The organism is Micromonospora tarensis (assembly GCF_016803395.1).
GTDB classification, from domain to species: domain Bacteria; phylum Actinomycetota; class Actinomycetes; order Mycobacteriales; family Micromonosporaceae; genus Micromonospora; species Micromonospora tarensis.
In genome coordinates, this window is sequence record NZ_JAEVHL010000054.1 from 1 (window position 1) to 20,639 (window position 20,639).

The following is a 20,639-nucleotide window of genomic DNA, read 5'->3' on the forward strand; positions in this document are numbered from 1 at the left end:
CCCGCGCCCCGCGCCCCGCGCCCCGCGCCAAGATCGTGCTCGATCCTGGATGTGGTGGTCTGGTCTAGCGCCGGAGGCCCCTCGATCCTGGATTGAGCGCGATCTTGGCGCTCGGCACGCCGCCGACCCCGCCTCGTCACCATGATCGACTCGACGTTCTTGACGTCGGGCCCTTCCACACCGCCCCGACACCGCGTTAGCGAGGACGCCGAGTTGATCATCGCGAACAACCAGATCGCAGCCCGCGCGCCGCCCAGGCCGCACCTCCGCGAACAACCGGACCACATCCCGCGCGCGCCGGTCAGCCGGACGCGCGACCGGCGGGGAGTAGGCCGCAGGACCACGTTTCGGGTACGGCGAAGGCCCCGCCCCCGGCGATCCGAAGATCGCGGGAGACGGGGCCTGTCGTCGTCAGCGGGTCACTTACCGCCGGCGAGCTTCTCCCGCAGTGCGGCGAGCGCCTCGTCGGTGGCCAGGGTGCCGGCCGGCTCCTCGGCCTGCCGGCTCGGGGCCGGGCTGGACGAGGAGGTGGTGCCACCGCCGCCACCGGCAGCGGCCGGGACGACCGGAGTCGGGTTGGCAGCAGCCTCGGCGTCGGCGGCCCGAGAGGTCTGCACCTGCTTGGTGTGGGCCTCCCAGCGCAGACGCGCCTCGGCGTACTGGTTCTCCCAGGTCTCGCGCTGCTTGTCGTACCCCTCGAGCCACTCGCCCGTCTCCGGGTCGAAGCCCTCCGGGTAGATGTAGTTGCCCTCGGTGTCGTACGTCGCGGCCATGCCGTAGAGGGTCGGGTCGAAGTGCTCCTCGCCCTCGACGAAGCCCTCGTTGGCCTGCTTGAGCGACAGCGAGATCCGGCGACGCTCCAGGTCGATGTCGATGACCTTGACCATGACCTCGGAGCCGACCTGGACGACCTGCTCCGGGATCTCCACGTGGCGCTCGGCCAGCTCGGAGATGTGGACCAGACCCTCGATGCCGTCGTCCACCCGGACGAACGCACCGAACGGAACCAGCTTGGTGACCTTACCCGGCACGATCTGCTGGATCGCGTGGGTGCGGGCGAACTGCCGCCACGGGTCCTCCTGGGTCGCCTTCAGCGACAGCGAGACCCGCTCGCGGTCCAGGTCGACGTCCAGGACCTCGACCTCGACCTCCTGGCCCACCTCGACGACCTCGGACGGGTGGTCGATGTGCTTCCAGGACAGCTCGGAGACGTGCACCAGACCGTCGACGCCGCCGAGGTCCACGAAGGCGCCGAAGTTGACGATCGAGGACACGACGCCCTTGCGGACCTGGCCCTTCTGCAGCTTGTTGAGGAACTCGGTGCGCACCTCGGACTGCGTCTGCTCCAGCCAGGCCCGGCGGGACAGGACCACGTTGTTGCGGTTCTTGTCCAGCTCGATGATCTTGGCCTCGAGCTCCCGCCCGACGTACGGCTGCAGGTCGCGCACACGACGCATCTCGACCAGGGAGGCGGGCAGGAAGCCGCGCAGCCCGATGTCGAGGATGAGGCCGCCCTTGACCACCTCGATGACCGAACCGCGGACGACGCCGTCCTCGTCCTTGATCTTCTCGATCGTGCCCCAGGCCCGCTCGTACTGTGCCCGCTTCTTGGAGAGGATCAGACGACCCTCCTTGTCCTCCTTCTGGAGAACCAGGGCCTCGATGTGGTCACCAACCGTCACAACCTCGGCGGGGTCCACGTCGTGCTTGATCGACAACTCCCGAGAGGGGATGACGCCCTCGGTCTTGTAGCCGATGTCGAGCAGGACCTCGTCCCGATCGACCTTGACGACGGTGCCTTCGACAATGTCGCCGTCGTTGAAGTACTTGATGGTCTCGTCGATCGCGGCGAGGAAAGCCTCCTCGGAACCGAGATCGTCGTGGGTGACCCGGGTGGCGCTCGAGGGGGCCTCGATGCTGCTCGTCATGTGGGCGGTTGCTCCGGTCGGTGGGTTGTCACAGCAGGCTGGTGTGTCGCAGTGACCTGTTCGCGCCAGCGGATCCGTCGCCGGGCACACCGAACGATCGCCTAGTGAGATCATGATGTGGCTCCGTCGACCGCGCACCTGCTCCCTGCCGAGGCAACGCGATCCGCGAGCGCATCGTCTAGCCTACCGTGCGCATTACCACAGCGTGCAAGCCCTCCCGGCTTCTCTACGTGTGATGAGCTGCGAAAGCCGAACAATCGCCCGGAAAACACCACTGCTGTCTCCTGCGTCACAGCAGCCCCAACCGGCACCGCCCCGGGCGCTCCGGCGGGTCGGGCCGCCCAGCGCGCCTGTCGGCCACGGTGGGGCCTAGCGTGGGCGCGTGGATGACGACAGCCGGGTCACCCGGCGCCGGGTGGGTGACGCCGAGGCCCGCCGGGCGAACCGCGGCTGGTGGGACGCCGACGCCGACGACTACCAGGCTGAGCACGGCGGGTTCCTGGGCGACGTGGACTTCGTCTGGTGCCCGGAGGGACTGCGCGAGGCCGACGCCCGGCTGCTCGGCGACCTGTCCGGGCGGCGGGTGCTGGAGGTGGGCGCCGGCGCGGCCGCCGCCGCCCGGTGGCTGGCCACCCAGGGTGCCTGGCCGGTCGCCTTCGACCTGTCCGCCGGCATGTTGCGGCACGCCGCCAAGGCCGCCGACACCACCGGGGTACGCGTACCGCTGGTGCAGGCCGACGCGCTCGCCCTGCCCTTCGCCGACCGGTCGTTCGACATCGCCTGCACCGCGTTCGGCGCGATCCCGTTCGTGGACGACTCGGCGGCCCTGCTCGCCGAGGTGCACCGGGTGCTGCGGCCCGGCGGGCGGTGGGTGTTCTCGGTGACCCACCCGATCGAGTGGATATGATCTTGCATGAACATGACGCCCTGCTCAAGGGGCCAATGAAAGGTTCCGCGCTCTCCCGGTCTGAGTCATGAGGCGGCGGGGCGGCGGGCAATGAAGATGGCGGTGCCGGGGAACAGCCGGCCGCGCATCGGGCTCCACTGGCCCCAAACTTCTTCGTGTCCTGGCGGCCACTCCGGTTCAAGGACGTCACGAAGAATGAAGCCGGCTGCCGTCAGACTCCGGACGTGATCACCGAACGTGCGGTGCTGCTCGATATAGGTGGGCACGCCTGCCGTGTCCTGCTCGACGTACGGACGGCGGTCAAAGTAGGAGTTGACAGCCATCAGCCCTGCCTCGCTCGGCTCGTCAAGAAAAACCCAACGCATCGGGTGGTAGGTGGCAAAGACCCACGCCCCGCCTGCGCGCAGTACGCGGAATACCTCACGCATGAGGGCTTCGGTGTCGGTGATGAACGGGACGGCCCCGAACGCGGTGTGCACCGTGTCGAACGTTTCGGCCGGGAACGGCATCGCTAGGGCGTCAGCCTGCACGAGCGGCACTGAGACGCCCGAACGGCTCGCGGCCTTTCGTGCTTGGCGCAGCATGCCGCTAGATAGGTCCAGGGCCGTCACGTCGGCTCCCTGCCCGTCCAGCCACCGGGAGCCGGCAGCCGCGCCGCACCCTAACTCCAGCACCCGCGAGCCCTTCACGTCACCGAGTAGCCGGGCGTCTGCTTCGCGCAGACCTTCAGGGCACCAGACCAAATCCACATCGCCGAGGAACGGTCCGTGGGCCTCCTGGTAGCCGTCCGCGTCCGCGTCCCACCAACTTCGACTCGCTGCCCTGTTCTGGGTGCCGGAAACAGAACGACGGCTGACGACGGGTTCTAGGGACGACGGGGGCTCGGTCATCCTGGTAACGGTACGGATCGGGTGGTTTCCATGGCGACCGGTCGGACAACGAAACCGGGACGGCTCGTTTCGAGTCCGTCCCGATTCGCGTACGTGTCAGGTTAGGCCAGATTCTCCCAAGGACCCGAACCGGCGGCGGCGAAGGTTCGCAACTCGTCCAGTTCGTCAGAGCGGTGCCCGGCTGGGACGGCGGACAGCAGATCACTTACGCCTACTCCCACGACGCGGACGTCATGGCGGAGTCGCTTGATCGCGTCCAGCGCGAATGCCACACCGCCGGCCGTATCGCCGTGCGTCACCATGGCACGCCCGTAGTAGATCCTGGCGTCCGCCAGCCAGACCGGCACCGGACGCAACACCGGCTCGGCTTCGGCGAATGCTCGATCGGCCTCCTTCATCGATCCGATCCGGCACTCCAGGTAGCTATTAAAGGATGCCGTTCGCTGGACCGGGCCAGCCACTTTCGACATCTCGGAGTCAGAGAGCCCGTCCGCCACTCGTCGCATACCAGCGACTGCCCTTCGGCCGTCGGTCAGGTTCTCGGTAAGGGCGTGGACGTGCACCAGGGCCGAGTACGCCTCAAGAGCGCCGAGAGTGGGCACGGTCGAAAGGCTCAGGGTTTCGTCAACTCCGTTGATTGTCTCCTGGACCGTGTAGCCCTCGTAGATACCGCGTGACAGAGCGCGACCCCGGACGTAGACCCGCGTCGGGATGTGCTCGCTTCGGTCCGCGAGGTGAGCTGCCGTGCGATACCAGTTGCGGGCAGCCGACACGTCGCCCTGATTGCCGAGCCACAACCCGTACAACTGTCCCAGCTCGGCAACGGCTCTCAGGCGCTCGGGCGTCTTGCCTCGGTCTGCGATCTGGTGCCGAGCGATCATGAGCTGACTGAGCAGAGAGCGGCCGAACTCAGCCGAGGGCTCCGTAACGAAGCGCCTGTTATACGCCTCAATGGTGGCGTTCCAGTCCTCGCTTCCATCGGCGGTGTCGAGTAGTCCGTCTCGCACGAGATCGGCAAGGACGGTCAACCCCAGGCCACCCATGGTTGCTGCCGCGCCGATGCTCGCCAACATTGCTCGTCGCTTCACGTTGTCTCCCTGTCCATCGCCAAGCTCTAGAAGGACGGAGAGCAGCGGGGATGTTCCTAGTTCTCGGTCGCACGCGGCGGCGAAATCAGGACTTGCTTGCCTGCGGCCAGTTTCGACGTGGCCAATCTCTGATTTGTGATATCGGGTCCGCGTTGCCAGCGCCGAAAGACTGAGGCCCGCTGCCTCACGTATCGATCTCAGCACTTGCCCGAAGGTATCGACCATAGGAACACCCCAACTGTCGACGGTTGTAGACGGCGAGGTACTTCAACAAGCGTGTTCGCCTCGCAACGCTGTGTCCAGTCGCGGCGGCTGGCGAACCGAGACATCCCAGCCGCCGCGACCTCAGAATAGCGACCTTTGTCGATCATGAGTAGGCGCGCGGTTGGTGTGCCTGGCTGCTGACCAGCCGGATCACCCTCCCTAAGGCGATCAGCGCGCCGGCTCGCCTGAGGGGGACGGGATGAGCGCTACCACCACCTATTACGGGGCTTCCGCGGAGGATCAACTGACCGAGGCACAGCGGACGCTCGACGTGCACACCACATCCAGCGCGAACGGCCGATGCCTGGCCTGCGACACCCCCGGTCCCTGCTACAAGCGGGAAGGGGCGGTGACTGTCTTCTCTCGGACACTGCGTCTACCCAGGCGGCGACCTGGAGGAAGCCGGCCTGAGCTGATCAACGCGCGTCGAGTGCGCGTCCCTGCGCTGCTTCCGGCTCGGTAGGCCGTCGCCATGCCAAGTGCTACTGCTGCCGTCACACCGTCACGCGCCGCTGCGGAGCGCGTGAAGGCTAACCCGGCAGCCGAGTATCTGACTCCTGACATTGTGGCGGATGCTCGTCGGTTGTTAGGGGCTCGGTTGGCGGCAACACGCAAGGGTGTTGGTGTCACTCAGGTAAGGCTCGCGCGCCTGGTGAGGTGGTCACGGAGCACGGTTGCCAATGTGGAGACGGCGCGGCAGTTCGCCCCGCATGAGTTCTGGATTGCCTGCGACGTGGCGTTGGGCGCGGGTGGACTGCTGGTAGCGGAGTGGGAGCGCACAGAGGCGCTGTCACATCGCCTGCGGGAACAGACAGTGACGGAACTTGTTCGGCAGCGCCTAACTCACGCTTCGCCAATGTGCGTGTGCCGCGACCTGCGACGACTACTCCGCTTGGCTGATTCGTTGCGGTCCCCCGGGATCTCGTCCACCGCTTCTGCGGAAGGGGATGGAGCCGGCCATGGATGACGATGACGCGGACCTGATTCGTCCCCGGCATCGACCGCATCGTTCGCGTCGATTTCCTGGCGGTAAGCCCTGCGCCTGTCCGTCGTGCCGTGCGGTACGGAAGCGGCAGCGGAAACCGCCAGGCTCGGCGGTGGAACCCTCTGGCTCCTTCCCAACTTTCACTGCGCCTTCGCTGCCACCGACTGCGTTGGTTCGGGCGTTAGAGGGGCCAACGCAGATCGATTGGACTCGCGCGGCCGAGATGGTGACTCGGGGTCAGCTTGGCCGCGCGCAAGGAATCGCACCCGTCGGAAGGAGCAGGCCCCCTCGCACGTCAGCTCACGGCACGGAACCCGTCAGCTCTCACATCAAAGGAGACACGGCACCATGACCGACACGATCACTGGTAACCCGACGATCGAGGCTTACACCGGCCCGATTGACCTGTCCCGTCCGCACTTCGTGGGTGTCGGTGGGTCGGCGATGTCGGGCCTGGCCCGTTTGTTGGCCGAACTGGGCCACGAGGTCAGCGGCAGCGACCTGAACGACTGCGCCACACTCGCGGTCCTGGGCGCTGCGGGCGTGCGGATCTACCTGGGGCACGACGCCTCCCACGTGGACGGCGCGAGCTGCGTCGTTTACACCACGGTTGCCCAAAACGCACCGGAGATTGGGGCGGCCCGCGCTGCCGGTATCCCGGTGGTTCACCGGGCGCAGGTCCTCGACGCGCTCAGCGCCAATCGGCGGCTCGTCGCGGTGTCCGGCTCGCACGGCAAGTCCACCACGACCGGCATCCTGGCCCACATCCTGCGCACCCTCGGCGAGGACCCGACGTACCTGATCGGGGCCGATGTGACCGGGCCTCTGTCTGGTGCCCGTCTCGGGGGGTCCCGGCTGCTGGTCGCTGAGGCGGACGAGTCGGACCGGTCGTTCCATTTCCTCCGCCCGTCGATCGCCGTCATCACCAACGTCACGGACGATCACCCGGAGAACTTCGTCAACCACGCCGCGGTGATGCGTGCCTACGTCGAGTTTGGCTGCCGGATCGCTTCTCACGGGTTCTTGATCGTGAACGCTGACTGCGTGGGTGCGAACGTGGCCGCCGAGGTCATCGCTGATGAGCGACCTGATCTGACGGTGCTGCGCTACGGCCGGAGCCGTACGGCCGATATCTGTCTGCTCGATGTGCACGCCGAGGGGTGGAGCGTTTCGGCGACCGTCCGGATGCCGAACGGGACGACGGTGCGGCTGACTCTGCCGACCCCGGCGGCGCACCACCTGGAGAACGCGGTTGCGGCCGTGTCGTGCGCGGTGGCCCTGGGCCTGGACCCCACCGATGCGGCGGGCGCGGCGTGCACCTTCGCGGGGGTTCGCCGTCGCTTCGAGCACGTCGACACTCGGGCCGGCGTGACGCTGGTCGACTCCTACGCCGACCACCCGAAGGAGATCGCGGCTGACCTGGAAGCCGCGCGCACGTTGGCTCGTGGCCGGGTCATCGTGGTGTTCCAGCCGTCCGGACACGCCCGGGTGCTGGCCTTCAGTTCGCGGATCGGCCGACTCCTGGCGGACAAGGCCGATTACGTCCTGCTGCTCGACGTACACGGCACCGTGCCTCAGGGGCGACCGGCGGCCGACGCAACAGTCATCGTGACGCACCTGCGCGACGGCAAATACTGCCTGCCGCTTGGCGCGGATCATGTCGCGCGGATCGTCGGGGGGATGGCTGGTCGCGGTGACGTGGTGCTGACGATGGGCACCGGTGACGTGACCGGCTACGGTGCGGCGATCCTGGACGCCCTGAGCCAGCGTTCCGGGGTGGCGTTGTCCGTGTGATCCCTACGCCTGGGCGGTGACAGCGCCGGGTTCCTCGATCAGCTTGTCGGCGAGCGCGAGGAGCCCGGCGCTGTTCGATGCCTTCACCAACACGACATCGCCCGGCCGTAGCCCATCGCGCAGCAACCCCCACGCCTGCGGCACGTCCGCCGCCCGATCAACCGCCGTGCTGCTGCCGGCGGCCCCAGCCGAGTACTGGTCGGCGTTCGTCGCGCCGATCGCCACCAGCCACCCGGCCCCGATCTCGGCTACCTGCTGTCCGATCTCGCGGTGCACCTGTGCGGCGTGCTCGCCCAACTCATTCATCTCACCCAACACCGCGACCGCCCGTTGGTCGTCCCCGGTCATGGCGTGCAGGGCGCGTAGTGCGGCGCGCATGGCGTCGGGTGCGGCGTTGTAGGCGTCGTTGATGATCGTCACCCCGTCCGCGCGGGTGGTGACCTGCATCCGGCCTGGTGACACGGCCTCGGCTTGCGACACGGCCTCGGCTACTGCCCCGATCGGGTGGCCCAGACCGAGAGCGACGGTCGCGGCGGCAAGCGCGTTGGACGCCTGGTGCAACCCGTACAGGCGCAACCGCACCTCGGCGGCCTGGCCAGCGTGCACGAGCCGGAAGCCAGCCCGGCCCAGCTCGTCCAACGTCACGTTCTCGGCCCGCACGTCCGCCGGGTTCTCGATCCCGTAGGTGAGCACGCGGGCGCGGGTACGGCTCGCCATGGCGGCCACCAACTCATCGTCGGCGTTGAGCACGGCCAATCCGCCGTCGCCTGCGTCTGGCAGGGCTTCTACGATCTCGCCCTTGGCTTGGGCGATGTTTGCCACTGATCCGAACTCGCCAAGGTGCGCGTGCCCGACGCGGGTAACGATGCTGACGGTGGGCGGGGCGATCCCCGTCAGGTACGCCACATGCCCGATCCCGCGTGCGCCCATCTCCAACACGAGATAGCGGGTGTCGGCAGTGGCGCGGGTGACCGTGTACGGCAACCCAAGCTCGTTGTTGTTCGATCCACGGTTAGCGACGGTCGGACCGAACACCGGGAGCACCTGGGCCAGGATGTCTTTGGTCGACGTCTTGCCTACCGAACCGGTCACACCGATAACCGTGGTGTGCGGCAGCCGATCGACAACCGCGCGGGCGATGCGTCCGTAGGCGGTGGGCACGTCCTCGACGACCACCGCCGGGACGCCGACCGGTCGTGACGCCAGCACGGCCGCCGCGCCGGCCTCGATCGCTTGGGCGGCGTAGTCGTGCCCGTCGACGCGCTCACCGGGCAGTGCTACGAACATTCCGCCGGGCTCCACGCGTCGGCTGTCGAACACGACCGGGGCGGTGATCGTCACCGTGTCGGGAGCGTCGTGGACGGCCCCGCCGACAACGGCCGTGATCTCTTGCAGGGTCATCGGATGCACGGGTTGAACCTACCGCGCGATCTGCTGCGGTGTGCGTGCCATCTGCGGCAGCGCCCGAATGACAGCCGAGGTATTTCCTTGATGCTTTGGTGACGGGGCGACGGCTGATCCGCTGCTGTGGGCTGGCGGTCCCGTAATAGCGCGTCGCCCCGTCATCACCCTGAAGCGTTGCCGGACGGCAGGATGTCGGACCCTGCCGTCCTGGAGCCGCTCGGGTGCTTGGTGGGAGCGGCGGGCACGGTTTTCCCCCGACCCCGCCCGCCGCTCCGATGCCGGTGAGTTTATCGATCTGTGCTGGTCGTCGTGCTGGTGTTGGGGTTGGTCACCTGTTCGGGTAAGGGGCGGGTCTTGTTTTACTCGGCGTCAGCTACTGTCGCGAGCGCTACTGGTGGTATGCCAAGCTGTGGTTTATGTACCGCAATTCGCGCGTCCGTCGCCGAAGCTTGCTAGCGCGGTTGGCGGTGCATCGGCGGTTGCGTTCGACTCGGGGGCTGTTGCCGAAGCCACGGACGCGGGCGGCGTGGGTGACGTGGGCGGATGAGCAGTACGACGCGGTGGCCGATGCGATCTATGAGCAGGTGTGGCAGGTGCAGGCGGCCGGTGAGGACACGGCGATGGTGATGCTGCCGGTGGATGATCCGAGGTTCCCGGCGGCGGTGCCGGTAGTGGAGCCGGCGGGGTTGTCGGAGGCGGCGTGGGCGCGGCGGGCGTTGGCGGATCGGTTGTTTGACGGCCTGGTCGATCCGGAGCCGGGTGTGTGGTACGGCAACGAGAACGTGGTGTTGTCGGCGGCGTGGCCGTCGAGCGTGGATGAGGCGCCGGGGGCGAGGGAGGCGTTCATCGAGGCCGCCGGGGTGCTGGAACGAGAAGGGCGGGCGGCGTTGCGGGTGGGGTCCGGCCGCGGTGGTGTGGTGCTGCGGCTGCACGGGCCTGCCTGGTCGTTGGTGTTCCGGGTGTCTCCGGTGGTCCGGCCGATCCTGGTGTGCGTGGACGGGCTGCCGGATCACTGCTTCTGGATTCAGGAGACGGCGCAGGAACGCGACCTAGTGCGCGGATCGGTAAGCCGGGTCGTGGAGGTAGCGTCCCGCAATGGGTGGGGCGGGGACAAGGACGCGGAGTCGGCGGAGTCGGCGGAGTCGGTGTAGCCATCCGGCCGCCCGTGGCTGGGTGCACACTCGCGGGCGGCCGGACTCTGCCGGGTTCAGGTGTCGCGGCGGGGCTGCTGGGTGAGCGTGAGACGGGTGCGTCCGCGTAGGAGTCGGGTGATCTGCCGGACGGCGGTGTTGCGCCGCTGGGAGGCGTTGTGGGCGGACATGCCGAGGTCGGCGGCGACGTCCTTGAGTCGTTCCCGGCGGATGTAGGTGCGGCGGACAAGTTCGGCGTTGGTGGTGTCGATGCGCGCGGTGGCGGGTCCGGCGGCGGAGCGTTGCACGAGGGCGGCTAACACGGCCTCGGCGGCTTGGGCGTCGTTGGCGTCGGCCTGGCCGGGTTGCGGGCCGGCGCTGCCGTGCTGGTCGGCAACCACCGCCGTCATCGTCTCCTCGTCGCCGATGAGGACGAGTTGGGATAGGCGGTTGTCGTCGTCCTCGTCGAGTCGGGCGAGGCGGGTGTGGTATTCGGTGAGGGTTTCGTCGTCGCGGCGGCGGCGTTGGCGTCTGCGCCGCTCGGTGCGTCCGCTCACCCGGTCGTAGGCGGTGCCGCTAAGCCGGTGGTAGATGTTGGGCCGGCTGGCGTCGAAGCGCCACGACAGGATGCCGTCGCGGGTGTGCGTCTCCCGCATCCGGGTCAGGAACTCGATCATGAGATCGATCTGCACACCATCGCGCCGCCACTTGCGGCTGCCTTTCGGGGTGAGGCGGCGGGCGCGGTCGTAGAGGCCGCCGAAGCCGACGCCGAGGGCGTAGAGGCTCCACTGTTTGCGCATCGGGCCGGCGTGGTCGCGGTAGGAGGCCACGATATGCCGCCATACCCGGTCTTTGGTCTGCACGTCGATCGTGGTGCGGGCGATGCGGTGCAGCACGTAGCGGGGCGTGGCCGGTCTGGGATCGTCGGTTCCGTCGACCCATCCGCGCGGCACACCGACAATGCATTTAGCGGCGGCGTAGCTGACCATGCCGAGGGGCATCTTCGGTAGCGGGATCAGGTCCAGTTCGTGCGGGGTGTCGCGGGCGGGGCGCGGGTCCTCCGGTAGCCACCGGTCGGGTTCGTCGAAGACCAGCGGGCCGGCGAGGATGCCGCGCGTGTGCCTTCTGGGCACCTGCTTATCGGGCACGAGTTCGTGTCCTCCCCACGTCGCTCGGGCTGGGTGGGACACGCCGGTCCGCCTGTCGGCGGTGATGAGCCGGGATCGACGGTGACCCCCGGGTGCGGCCCCGGCGTGCTGCGGACACCGCCGGGAGTCGCACAAGCGTACGAGAGATCGCGTGTGGGTGCCACGGTGTTGTGCGGCCCCCCGCTGCGACGCTCGTCGTCGCCCAGCTCCACAACCGACAGCCGGACCGGATGCCCCCGCTGCCGGCCTGGCCTTGATCCCCAGCGTAACCGTGCGTCGAAAAAATCTTCGCACTCAAGTTGTGGATCTTGTGAGGTTTAGGTGAGGGCGTTCCCTTCTGTGTAGGTAGAGGCACTGATCAGCCGGCGGCATCGCCACGGCCCGGCCATCACGGGAAGGAGAACGGCTCGGGCTCGCATGGACCGCCACGCATCCGGCTTCCCGCCCTGCTGCTCCTGGGAGTGTTCGCGCTGGTGAGCCCGGCTATTCGAGGGCAAGCCGGCTTGCCGGCGCGGCAGCACCTCAAACCTTGACTAGGCACCGGCCCTGGCGGCGTCGTCGGCGCTTGTGGCGGCTGTGGCCTGGGAGTCTCGGCTGATGTTGGCCGCATCGGTCAGGATCGGTCGCGGTTCGGGCGTGTCGTCTGGCGTCCTGGTGGCGGTTGTCGTTCCGGCTCGCGTCCCGTGGGCCGCCGCTGGACGTTGCCGGCTCCTGCCGTCGTCCGCAGTGGATGGCTTCGGGGTGGCGCGTGCTCGTGGTCGGGGTTCGCCGATGGGGTCCTGATGTCTGGTCGCTGTGCTGCTGGTCGTCTCCGGTGTTTTGTGCGCTCTGTTTCCTCTGGGACGGGGCGGGGGACCGGCCGAAGGCCGCAGCCCCCGACCCGCCCGCCCCTTTCCCCTTCCTTCTCTCTCGCGGGATCGGTCATGCCGATTCCGTTTCTTGACCAAGTAGGGAAACTCGTACGCACCTTGACTCTCCGGGGTGTTGACCTTGCTCGCCTTGGCGTCCTGGTCGTCCTGGCCCTAATCGCCTGGAACCTCGGTACGCGGCGTCTGCGCCGGTCCCCGCTTGCCCGTCCCGCTCGTGGCCCGCCGGCTGCGAGCTGTCCGGCGTCCGCTCGTCCGGTCGCGTCGGGCTAGGCGTCCTCCATACCCATGGAGGCGTAACCGCTCTGTCTGTCCTTAATGGAGGTTTTCGTGTCCCGTCGCACTCATAGCTCTTACATCGCGTCGATCCGGCTGTGCCTCGTGCTACCGGCGGTGCGGAGTCGCGGCCCGCCCCGGTTAGCCCGACTCCGCTGCCCCTGTCCCGACTACCGCACAACCTGTACGGCCTGCACGACCCAACCAACCTCACTGTCTTTGGAGCTTGTTGTGAACAGCATTCCTGTTGATCTTTCCCGCTTGTCCGGCCTGCTGTGCGTGGCTGCGCCGGAACGCAAGACTGACCTTGATGGCGTGATCCGTAAGGATCGTGACGGCAATGCCCTGTGGGTGACCGGGGTTGCGGTGCGCCGGTCCGGTACCCGTAAGGCATCGGTGATCGATGTTCAGACCTCCGCCGAGCCGGAAGGCGTGACGGAGGGAAGCCCGGTCGGCCTGACCGAGTTGGACGTGTCGCTGTGGGAAATCGAGGGCCGGCACGGCCTGTCCTACAAGGCCGCGTCCGTCTACCCGGTTCGTCCTCGCACTGAGGGCGGTGCCGGTCCGGCTCCGGTGCCGACTGCGCCTCAGCGTGAGCGCGGCGGTAAGGCGACCGGCTCATGAGCGCCGCTGACCTGATTCACGGGTGCGGCAACGACCGGCCCGGCACGAGCGAGCTGGACGTGATCCGGCTCATGGCCTCCGGCGTCGCCGATCTGGCCGACGCGATCGAGTCCGCGACCCCGGCCGAGCGGCCCCGCCTCGTCGCGGAGCTGGCCGGCTACCTCGGGGAGACGGCGGCGCGCTGCGGGTGGCTGGCGTCCGTCCTGGCGCACGGCCTGGACTTGGCCGGTACCTACGCCGACGAGTCCGACTACGCCACCGAACACCCGATGACCCGAAGGGGGACCAAGTGATGCCGCCGGCATCGGCACCACCGCCGACGCCTGCGCCGTCCCCCTCGGTGACCCCGTGGATTCCCGACTTCGCGCCGAGAATCCCCGGGCTCACGGTGGAACGGCTCCAGGCGTGGCTACCGACGATCATCACCGTTGCCGTGGTCCTGGTGGCCGTCGTCGTCGCGCTGGTCGTGACCTCGCGGCTGCTGCGTCGGGTGGCACCCCGGACGCATTGGTACCTGATCGGGTTCCCGCTGCTGCGGCTGCGGATGCGCCACTCATGGCGGCATCTGTGCCTCAACGCGGACTTGACCGGCACCGACCGGCCGACCACCGGGCAACTCGGGCCGCTGTTGGTCAAGGGCAGGCCGATCATGCCTGTACTGCCGCTGCTGACCCGCATCCGCCCTCGTTCGTTCGGGGCCACGGCGGTGATCCTGCTGCACCCCGGGCAGGTCCCGGAGCCGTTCGTCAACGCCGCTGAGGCAATGGCGCACGCCTGGCAGGTCCACGCGGTGCGGGTCGACGCGAGGCTACGCGGCCGAGTCCGGCTGACCATCCTTACAGCCGACCCTCTCACATCACCTCGCGCGGGTGCGGGTGGCGGTGCCTGGACAATCGAGCCGCCGCAGAGGTCGGCCGCGGTGGCCTCTGACCCACAGGACGCGATCACCAAATCGGTCACTGCGGCGGTGGCGGTGCCGGCGGACCTGGCGGCCGAGGTGGGCCACCGGGAAGACGGTCAGCGGTGGGCGATCGACCTCGCCACGTTCCCGCACTGGCTGATCACCGGGGCCACGCAGTCGGGTAAATCGACGCTCATCAACGCTGCGGTAGCCCGCTGGGCGTCGCGTCCAGTCGCGTTGGTCGGCATCGACTGCAAGGGCGGCATGGAGTTGGCCCCCCACGCGCCCCGGCTGTCGGCCTTGGCCACTGACCGGGCCGAGGCGGCGGACATCCTGGCCGAACTCGTCGCGGAGACGCAGCGGCGGATGCGGCTGTGCCGCCAACACGGGGCACGCAACATCTGGCAACTGCCCGAGCCTGTGCGGCCGGTGCCGGTGATCGTCGTGGTCGACGAGTTGGCCGAGCTGTACCTAGTCGCCTCACGCGCGGACAAGGACGAAGCGCTCCGTGCGACGACCCATCTTCTCCGGCTGGCGCAGCTCGGCGCGGCATTGGGGGTGCATGTGATCGTTGCCGGGCAACGGGTCGGCTCTGACCTTGGCCCCGGCGTGACCGCGCTACGCGCCCAACTCGCCGGGCGGATCTGCCTTCAGGTCAACGACCCGGAAACCGCCGACATGACGCTAGGCGACCTCTACCCCGATGCGGTTGAGGCGGCCCAGCAGATCGACCCGGCGGTCAAGGGCGTTGCGGTCACCACCGCCGAGCACTCCGGGTGGATCCGCGCCCGGTCGGTGTACCTGCCACCGGAACATCTGGCGGCCGTGATCGCCGGCACGGCACACCTGGCGCCGGTCCTGCCCGGCCTCACTCCACCAGAGCGGCGCGAGTAGAGATGATCAGCCAGACCGACTGGCTTGGCATTGCTCAGAAATCAATGTCGTCGTCGTTGTCTGGTGCCGGCGTCCAGTGGGGTTCCTCTGCGGACGGAATAACGCGTTTCGCTGCTGGACGGGACCTAGCCCACCGGAGAACGTCGTTGCGGCTGCCTTCGATGTTCTCCACGCCGGCCGTTTGGCTGCCCGGCAGCTCGTCTACCCATTTCGCCGACCAGACGATCTGTCGTTGCAAGTCGCGGCTTTTGTAAATGTAGATGGTGCCGTGTCCGGGACGGGGGGTCGGCGTTTCCTGCTCTGGCGTGATCTCACGGTCGCGCACTTCGGCAGGTAGGTAGAAGGCTTGGGTGCGGCGACGAGACTGCTCCATGAGCGGATTCTAGCGGACTGCTTGACGCTCCAACCTGCAAAGCGGATCGAGCGTCGCGCGATCATTTCTCGATCACGCGACGCTCGACCGTTAGGGGCAGTCAATCAGGCAGTGTCCGCCTGCGGGTGCGTCAGGATGGGTTCCATCCGGAGCCGTACCAGGCGCTACCCAACTGCGGCGGGTTGTCCAGGTTGTAGGCACCGGCGGAGTTGCGGTGAAACTTCGGGCTCTTGATGAAGGTGTACCAGCGGCCCGGGTAGGAGCTGGACGGGTCTGTCCAGTCGAACTGGTGAGCGACGCCAGCATGGGCAACGGTGCCCTCATAGGCGGTGTAGCCACCCGACCCGAAACCATTGACCAGTGCACCGGCCCCGTAAGGGCCTCCGCTCCACGTCTTGTACGTCGCGCCGCCGCTGACTGGGTAGCCCTCGGGGTGGGCGCTGCTGAAGTACAGCCGCTCACCTGAGGCCCGGACCTGCTTGGTGCCGCGCGTTGACTCGAACTGGAACGGCTTTGACGTGGAAGAACCACCGCTGAACTGTACGTCGATGAAGAACTCGGTATAGCCCAACGTGGTGCCGTTGTAGCCGTAGATGCCATCGCCGCTGAACTCGGCCCAGTAGTTCGCGACGTAGTACCAGCATCCGAGCGCCGAGCAGGTTCCGGCGTTGGACCGCACCTTCGACGTGTCCGGGCAAATCCATGCACCCTTACGCGCGTTCAGCGGGCTAGAGCACTGATCGGCCCCGGTTGTGGTCGCCGTTTCGGTGTACGCCTTCTCGTTGGCAACTGGGATCGAGCCCGCAACTGCGGGGGCAGCACTCACAGTGAGTCCGCCGACGATCACCAGCATTGCCGCGAGTAGCAGCCTTGCTAACCGTATGAACATGGCCTTCTCTTCCTGGCGGGCGTCGGGCGTCAAACCGCGTGACCCTTCGCCGTCCGCCTCGATATCGGGGGATGGGGCAAGGCGGAAGTCCGGGATCCCGAATCGAAAGACTCCCTCTCGCCTAGCCGAGGCTATGACTGCGCTGCCCGGAGATGTAAGACCGTCGATTGTCGGAGTCGAACTCCGACAACTCAAGAGATTGCCAGATTCGAGATTTGCCGAAAGAGGGATTCCCGTGTCCGAAAGTTTCCACAATGAAGACTTTCAAGATTTGACGTTTACTGACCGGGAGATACTGACCACCGCCACACACCCGGACTTCCGGGCGTGGCTAGCGCGCATCCGTCATATCGGCGGTTGCCAACACCCCGTGCATCTCGTCGGCCACACCCTGACCCTCGACACTGCCACCGGCCGCCTAGTGCACGCCTTCACCTCGGCCGAGCAGCCACACGGCCGGCTCACCATCGCCTGCGGTAATCGCCGGCAATCACGCTGCGAGCCGTGCGCCCGTCTCCACCAGGGCGACACGTATCAGGTCGTCGTGTCGGGGCTCGCGGGCGGCAAGTCCGTCCCTGACGCTGTGCGCAGTCATCCCCGCGTATTCGCCACCTTCACCGCGCCAAGCTTCGGCCGCGTCCACCGGCACGCCACCGATAGCATGTGCCGCCCGGCTCGTCGTGGCGGCGGCCTGGTTTGCACCCACGGGCGGCCTGTGGTCTGCCCAGACCGACACGCGGCCGATGACCCGCTCATCGGGTCGCCACTGTGCCGGGACTGCTACGACTACCCGGCCGCCGTGCTGTGGAACGCCCACACCCGCGACCTGTGGCAGCGCCTGCATCGCAACCTGTACGAATCCTTGGCGTCCTCTCGGGGAATATCGCGAACTGCCGCACGCCACTCGATCCGAGTCGCGTACGCCAAAGTTGCGGAGTACCAACGGCGCGGTTCGATCCACTTCCACGCTGTCATGCGCTTCGACGGCCCAGACGGTCCAGGAGACCCGCCCCCGACGTGGGCCACCATCGGACTTCTGACCGACACCATCCGTACCGCCACCCGGCGGGTCCATCTGGCCGTGGCCGGCACCGAAACCATCTTGCGGTTCGGTGCCCAACTCGACATCCGACCCATCCTGCCCGGCCACGGCAACGACGACCTCACCGAACGCGCCGTGGCTTCCTACATCGCGAAGTACGTCACCAAGCCTGATGTCGCCGGCATCACCGTGGATCGGCCCATCCGCGACGCGATCACCATCTCAGTCCTCCCCGTGACGGACCACGCCCGCATCCTCATCCGCACCTGCTGGACCCTCGGCGGTCGGCCAGAACACAAGGCGCTCAACCTGCGCCGCTGGGCACACCAACTCGGCTACCGAGGCCACATCGCCAGCAAAAGCCGCGCCTACTCCACCACCTACACCGCACTTCGCGCCGCCCGAGAAGAACACCGCCGCGACCAAGCCGACGAACTGCTACCCGACGACCCGGACGCCATGACCGACAAGCGATGGACCTACACCGGCAACGGCTACACCGCCGGCCAAGCCATGTTCGCCGACGCCATCGCCGACGACCTCCAGACCGCTCGGGAAGCGGCACGCGATGCCGATCCGGGGGGTAAGCGCGATGGGCCGTGACACTGCATCGGCCCGGACCAAGCGCCGAACCGATACTGCCGCTGTAAAGCTGGCCGGCAGTAAGGAGCCGCGCCGCGCCGAGCACGTGCGCAAACTACTTGACGGGTGGCCGCCACTGACGGAGGAGCAACGCTCGACGCTTGCTCTGCTTATCCGGAGATCGGACGCCACGGCAGCATGACTGGCCTAGCTTGGTCATGCTGCCGAGAGGCGGGCTTAGCTCGCTCGCCTGGCCGATTCCTTCGGCGTGATCCGCACTGTCTCCGGGTCAAAGCCCTTCCGTCCTCGGACCGCCGGCAGGATGGCGACATCCATAAGCGTGGTGATAATCGCGCGGCGCTGGTCGTTGGTCACCTCGTCGGAGTACCACCACTCCCGCACGTTCGGAGCGGCAACGGCTGGGCCGAGAACATCTACCCTGCCGGCGTCCGCCATCTTGGCCTCGATCTCGGCAATGTCCGCCTCGGCGGCCTCGGTGCCGGCAAGCATCGTTGACCTTGGGATGCGCTTCTTGGCGAAGTCAATCCCGAGTTGCTTGAGCAGCATCCGCGTCGCTTCCAACTCTTCGCCGAGCGCGTCTAGATCCGGGCGGTCGTGGTCGACCAGCAGATCAGCGCCATCTCGTTCGATGATGGCGATCACGACATCACTCACCAGCTCGTCCACCGGCTCTACAGCCCTGCTGACGTGCTTCCCTGTGCGACAGGTGTAGTTCTTCGCCCCGGTCTTCGACTGGCCGCTCATGTTGACCGTCTCGCCACAGACACCACAGCGGGCGCACCCGGTATTCATCCCCTTGGCGGACTTGCCCGTCTTCTTGCGCGCCGGGTTCTCCAGGATCGCCTTGACTGCCCGCCATGTCGCCTCGTCCACCAGGCCCGGCCAGCCGGCCTTTGTAACCACCTCGCCAAGGTGCGAGCGCAAGCCGGCATTGCGCGGGCTGGTAAGCCACTTGCGTAGCGTCTCCGTCCGCCACAGGTTCCCCTGTCCGGTGCGTAGCCCAGCATCGTTCAACGCTCGGACCTGTGACGCGAGGTTGCTCTTGGCAAGAATCGCACGGTAAACGGCCTTCGCGGCCTTGGCCTCCTTGTCGCGCAGCGTCACACGGTCCGGCTCGTAGCCGAAGGGCCGGGGACCGGGGGCGGGGCGTCCCTTCTCGGCGTGCTGGCGATTCGCGCGTTTCTGGCGCTCCGACTTCAACTCCGTCTCGTACCGGGCGTCACTAGCCGCGTTGTCGAAGAACTTTCGCCCCTGCGGCGTCGAAAGGTCGAACGTCATGCCGCGAGCGTAAGAGACGATTACGGGGTGGGGCGCGGTAAGACACGTCTCGTAAAACCGATACTCGTCCGTCTTCGTCTTGAGCAGGCGCTCGCTCGACCACGCGATCACCACGTTGATCTCACCGGACGCGATGAGCTTCAACAGCTTCTCGAAGCCGGGCCGGCGGCGAAGCGCGGTCGAGTCGTTGTCGACGAGGCGGTGTGCCACCCGCCAACTGTTGTAGTCCGCGTGACTCTCGCAGTCCTCGCCCTGGCGGGCGATGCCCTCACCCTCGCGGCTGGTGCCCTTGTGCGGGTCGTCGGAGAGGCGGAGGCAGATCGCGGCTCGCCGGTCCTGGCTGCTCAACAACGTCATGAGTCGATACTAGCAAGATCATACCCTCCCGATGCGCTGGATCTTCCTCGACGACCCGGGCGAGGGCGGGCTGACCGCCGTGCACTCGTACTTCGACCGCTCCCCCTACGTGGAGCAGGACGAGTCCGGGGTGGCCACCTACGTCGAGCAGCACCGCACCCTCGGCGACCGGGTCCGCGAGCTGGTCGGCGCCGGATTCCGGCTGCTGGACCTGGTGGAACCGGAGTGGCCGGTGGGGCACCAGGGGGTCTGGGGGCAGTGGAGCCCGCTGCGCGGCCGGCTCTTCCCCGGTACCGCCATCTTCGTCACCGAGAAGCCCGCCGACTGAGCGCGTCGCACTCTCGGTCCGACCTGCATCGCATCGATCGCCGGTAGGCTCGACTCCATGAGCGCCGAGCCCATCCCGACACCACCTGGCCCCTGGTGTCCGGATCCGATGCGGCAGCAGCGTGCCGACTACACGCTGGAGGACCTGCTCGCCCTGCCGGACGACGCCCCCCGCGTCGAACTCGTCGACGGAGTTATCCAGGTGACACCCTCCCCCACCCTGGGCCATCAAGACATCTCGCTGTTGCTGGCGCACTGGCTGCTGCAACACGTGCCGGCCGAACTTCGGGTCGTCCAGGCCGTCGGCGTCGGGCTGAGCCCCAACACCAGCCGACAGCCGGACGTGCTCCTACGGCGGGCCGGCGTCGATTCCTCGCGGTCCACTCTGCGGCCGGCGGACGTCGTGCTCGCGTGGAGATCGTCTCGCCCGGCACGCGACGGGTCGACCGGTTCGCGAAGCCCGGGGAGTACGCCGCCGCCGGCATTCCGTTCTACTGGCGGATCGAGCAGGACCCGGTGCACGTCTACGCGTACCGGATCGGCGACCGGGTGGGGCCGGGCGGTGAGCGGCAGTACGAGCTGGTCGCCGACGGTGCCGACGTGATCGAGCTGACCGAGCCGTTCGACATCAAGCTGCCGATCGCCGAGATCACCCCGTAGCCGTTTCGCCC

General features: G+C 67.7%; 16 protein-coding genes and 3 pseudogenes. 11 read left to right on the forward strand and 8 right to left on the reverse strand.

The annotated features are described in order from the left end of the window. Positions 1-419 precede the first annotated feature (419 nt). A complete protein-coding gene (gene rpsA / locus JM949_RS13580; protein WP_030337999.1) occupies positions 420-1,928 on the reverse strand; it encodes a 30S ribosomal protein S1 in 1,509 nt (502 codons plus the stop codon). Positions 1,929-2,310: 382 nt separating this feature from the next. Between rpsA and JM949_RS13585 the strand changes: the two are divergent. Further along, a pseudogene (locus tag JM949_RS13585) lies at positions 2,311-2,832 on the forward strand (class I SAM-dependent methyltransferase); the annotation flags it as partial. A 68-nt stretch (positions 2,833-2,900) separates the two neighbouring features. Here JM949_RS13585 and JM949_RS13590 read toward each other — a convergent pair. Continuing rightward, complete coding sequence (locus JM949_RS13590) at positions 2,901-3,725, reverse strand: class I SAM-dependent methyltransferase (protein ID WP_203148862.1); 825 nt, start codon at positions 3,723-3,725, stop codon at positions 2,901-2,903. A 101-nt stretch (positions 3,726-3,826) separates the two neighbouring features. Next, on the reverse strand, positions 3,827-5,038 hold the full coding sequence (locus tag JM949_RS13595) for a helix-turn-helix domain-containing protein (RefSeq protein ID WP_203148863.1): 1,212 nt from the start codon (positions 5,036-5,038) through the stop codon (positions 3,827-3,829). 511 nt (positions 5,039-5,549) lie between these two features. Here JM949_RS13595 and JM949_RS39705 point away from each other — a divergent pair. Further along, positions 5,550-6,044 carry a helix-turn-helix domain-containing protein gene (locus JM949_RS39705; RefSeq protein WP_407664766.1) on the forward strand — a complete coding sequence of 165 codons (495 nt, stop codon included), beginning with the start codon at positions 5,550-5,552 and terminating at the stop codon, positions 6,042-6,044. A gap of 84 nt (positions 6,045-6,128) precedes the next feature. Further along, a complete protein-coding gene (gene murC / locus JM949_RS13605) occupies positions 6,129-7,856 on the forward strand; it encodes a UDP-N-acetylmuramate--L-alanine ligase (RefSeq protein ID WP_309232151.1) in 1,728 nt (575 codons plus the stop codon). 3 nt (positions 7,857-7,859) lie between these two features. Here the strand turns inward: murC and JM949_RS13610 are convergent, their stop codons facing one another. Then, entirely contained in the window at positions 7,860-9,257 is a 1,398-nt protein-coding gene (locus JM949_RS13610) for a UDP-N-acetylmuramoyl-tripeptide--D-alanyl-D-alanine ligase (protein ID WP_203148865.1), read from the reverse strand. A gap of 533 nt (positions 9,258-9,790) precedes the next feature. Between JM949_RS13610 and JM949_RS13615 the strand changes: the two genes are divergently transcribed. After that, positions 9,791-10,411 carry a hypothetical protein gene (locus tag JM949_RS13615; RefSeq protein ID WP_203148866.1) on the forward strand — a complete coding sequence of 207 codons (621 nt, stop codon included), beginning with the start codon at positions 9,791-9,793 and terminating at the stop codon, positions 10,409-10,411. A gap of 56 nt (positions 10,412-10,467) precedes the next feature. Here the strand turns inward: JM949_RS13615 and JM949_RS13620 are convergent, their stop codons facing one another. After that, positions 10,468-11,523 carry a hypothetical protein gene (locus JM949_RS13620; protein WP_203148867.1) on the reverse strand — a complete coding sequence of 352 codons (1,056 nt, stop codon included), beginning with the start codon at positions 11,521-11,523 and terminating at the stop codon, positions 10,468-10,470. Positions 11,524-12,911: 1,388 nt separating this feature from the next. Between JM949_RS13620 and JM949_RS13625 the strand changes: the two genes are divergently transcribed. Genes JM949_RS13625 through JM949_RS13635 form a run of 3 tightly spaced genes read left to right on the forward strand, consistent with a single transcriptional unit; the run spans position 12,912 to position 15,099 of the window. Then, positions 12,912-13,304, forward strand: a complete 393-nt coding sequence (locus JM949_RS13625; RefSeq protein WP_203148868.1) for a hypothetical protein — start codon at positions 12,912-12,914, stop codon at positions 13,302-13,304. Continuing rightward, on the forward strand, positions 13,301-13,597 hold the full coding sequence (locus JM949_RS13630; protein WP_203148869.1) for a hypothetical protein: 297 nt from the start codon (positions 13,301-13,303) through the stop codon (positions 13,595-13,597). Before JM949_RS13625 ends, JM949_RS13630 begins: the two co-directional genes overlap by 4 nt. A 47-nt stretch (positions 13,598-13,644) precedes the next feature. Continuing rightward, positions 13,645-15,099 (forward strand): FtsK/SpoIIIE domain-containing protein, encoded by a 1,455-nt coding sequence (locus JM949_RS13635; RefSeq protein WP_203148870.1) that lies wholly within the window; start codon positions 13,645-13,647, stop codon positions 15,097-15,099. Positions 15,100-15,133: 34 nt separating this feature from the next. On the opposite strand, the gene JM949_RS13640 is transcribed toward JM949_RS13635, so the two are convergent. Both JM949_RS13640 and JM949_RS13645 read right to left on the reverse strand, forming a co-directional pair. Beyond that, positions 15,134-15,472: a hypothetical protein gene (locus JM949_RS13640; RefSeq protein WP_203148871.1), complete on the reverse strand. Its 339-nt coding sequence runs from the start codon at positions 15,470-15,472 to the stop codon at positions 15,134-15,136. Between the two features lie 130 nt (positions 15,473-15,602). Then, positions 15,603-16,394 (reverse strand): hypothetical protein, encoded by a 792-nt coding sequence (locus JM949_RS13645; protein ID WP_203148872.1) that lies wholly within the window; start codon positions 16,392-16,394, stop codon positions 15,603-15,605. A 202-nt stretch (positions 16,395-16,596) separates the two neighbouring features. Between JM949_RS13645 and JM949_RS13650 the strand changes: the two genes are divergently transcribed. Further along, on the forward strand, positions 16,597-18,006 hold the full coding sequence (locus tag JM949_RS13650; protein WP_203148873.1) for a replication initiator: 1,410 nt from the start codon (positions 16,597-16,599) through the stop codon (positions 18,004-18,006). Between the two features lie 216 nt (positions 18,007-18,222). On the opposite strand, the gene JM949_RS13655 is transcribed toward JM949_RS13650, so the two are convergent. Beyond that, positions 18,223-19,641, reverse strand: coding sequence for a recombinase family protein (locus tag JM949_RS13655; protein WP_203148874.1), 1,419 nt, complete (start codon positions 19,639-19,641; stop codon positions 18,223-18,225). A 22-nt stretch (positions 19,642-19,663) separates the two neighbouring features. On the opposite strand from JM949_RS13655, the pseudogene JM949_RS13660 reads away from it, so the two are divergent. From JM949_RS13660 to JM949_RS39125, 3 genes and pseudogenes are all read left to right on the forward strand, one after another. Then, positions 19,664-19,969 (forward strand): annotated as a pseudogene (locus JM949_RS13660) (SAM-dependent methyltransferase); the annotation flags it as partial. A 108-nt stretch (positions 19,970-20,077) separates the two neighbouring features. Further along, positions 20,078-20,287, forward strand: a pseudogene (locus JM949_RS38560) (Uma2 family endonuclease); the annotation flags it as partial. Between the two features lie 92 nt (positions 20,288-20,379). Next, complete coding sequence (locus tag JM949_RS39125) at positions 20,380-20,628, forward strand: Uma2 family endonuclease (protein WP_309232153.1); 249 nt, start codon at positions 20,380-20,382, stop codon at positions 20,626-20,628. Positions 20,629-20,639: the final 11 nt, after the last annotated feature.

Bases quoted from the DNA above. Each gene is read 5' to 3' on its own strand.
- rpsA (WP_030337999.1), bottom strand. From the start codon at position 1,928: ATGACGAGCAGCATCGAGGCCCCCTCGAGCGCCACCCGGGTCACCCAC.
- JM949_RS13590 (WP_203148862.1), bottom strand. From the start codon at position 3,725: ATGACCGAGCCCCCGTCGTCCCTAGAACCCGTCGTCAGCCGTCGTTCT.
- JM949_RS13595 (WP_203148863.1), bottom strand. From the start codon at position 5,038: ATGGTCGATACCTTCGGGCAAGTGCTGAGATCGATACGTGAGGCAGCG.
- JM949_RS39705 (WP_407664766.1), top strand. From the start codon at position 5,550: ATGCCAAGTGCTACTGCTGCCGTCACACCGTCACGCGCCGCTGCGGAG.
- JM949_RS13610 (WP_203148865.1), bottom strand. From the start codon at position 9,257: ATGACCCTGCAAGAGATCACGGCCGTTGTCGGCGGGGCCGTCCACGAC.
- JM949_RS13630 (WP_203148869.1), top strand. From the start codon at position 13,301: ATGAGCGCCGCTGACCTGATTCACGGGTGCGGCAACGACCGGCCCGGC.
- JM949_RS13640 (WP_203148871.1), bottom strand. From the start codon at position 15,472: ATGGAGCAGTCTCGTCGCCGCACCCAAGCCTTCTACCTACCTGCCGAA.
- JM949_RS13655 (WP_203148874.1), bottom strand. From the start codon at position 19,641: ATGACGTTGTTGAGCAGCCAGGACCGGCGAGCCGCGATCTGCCTCCGC.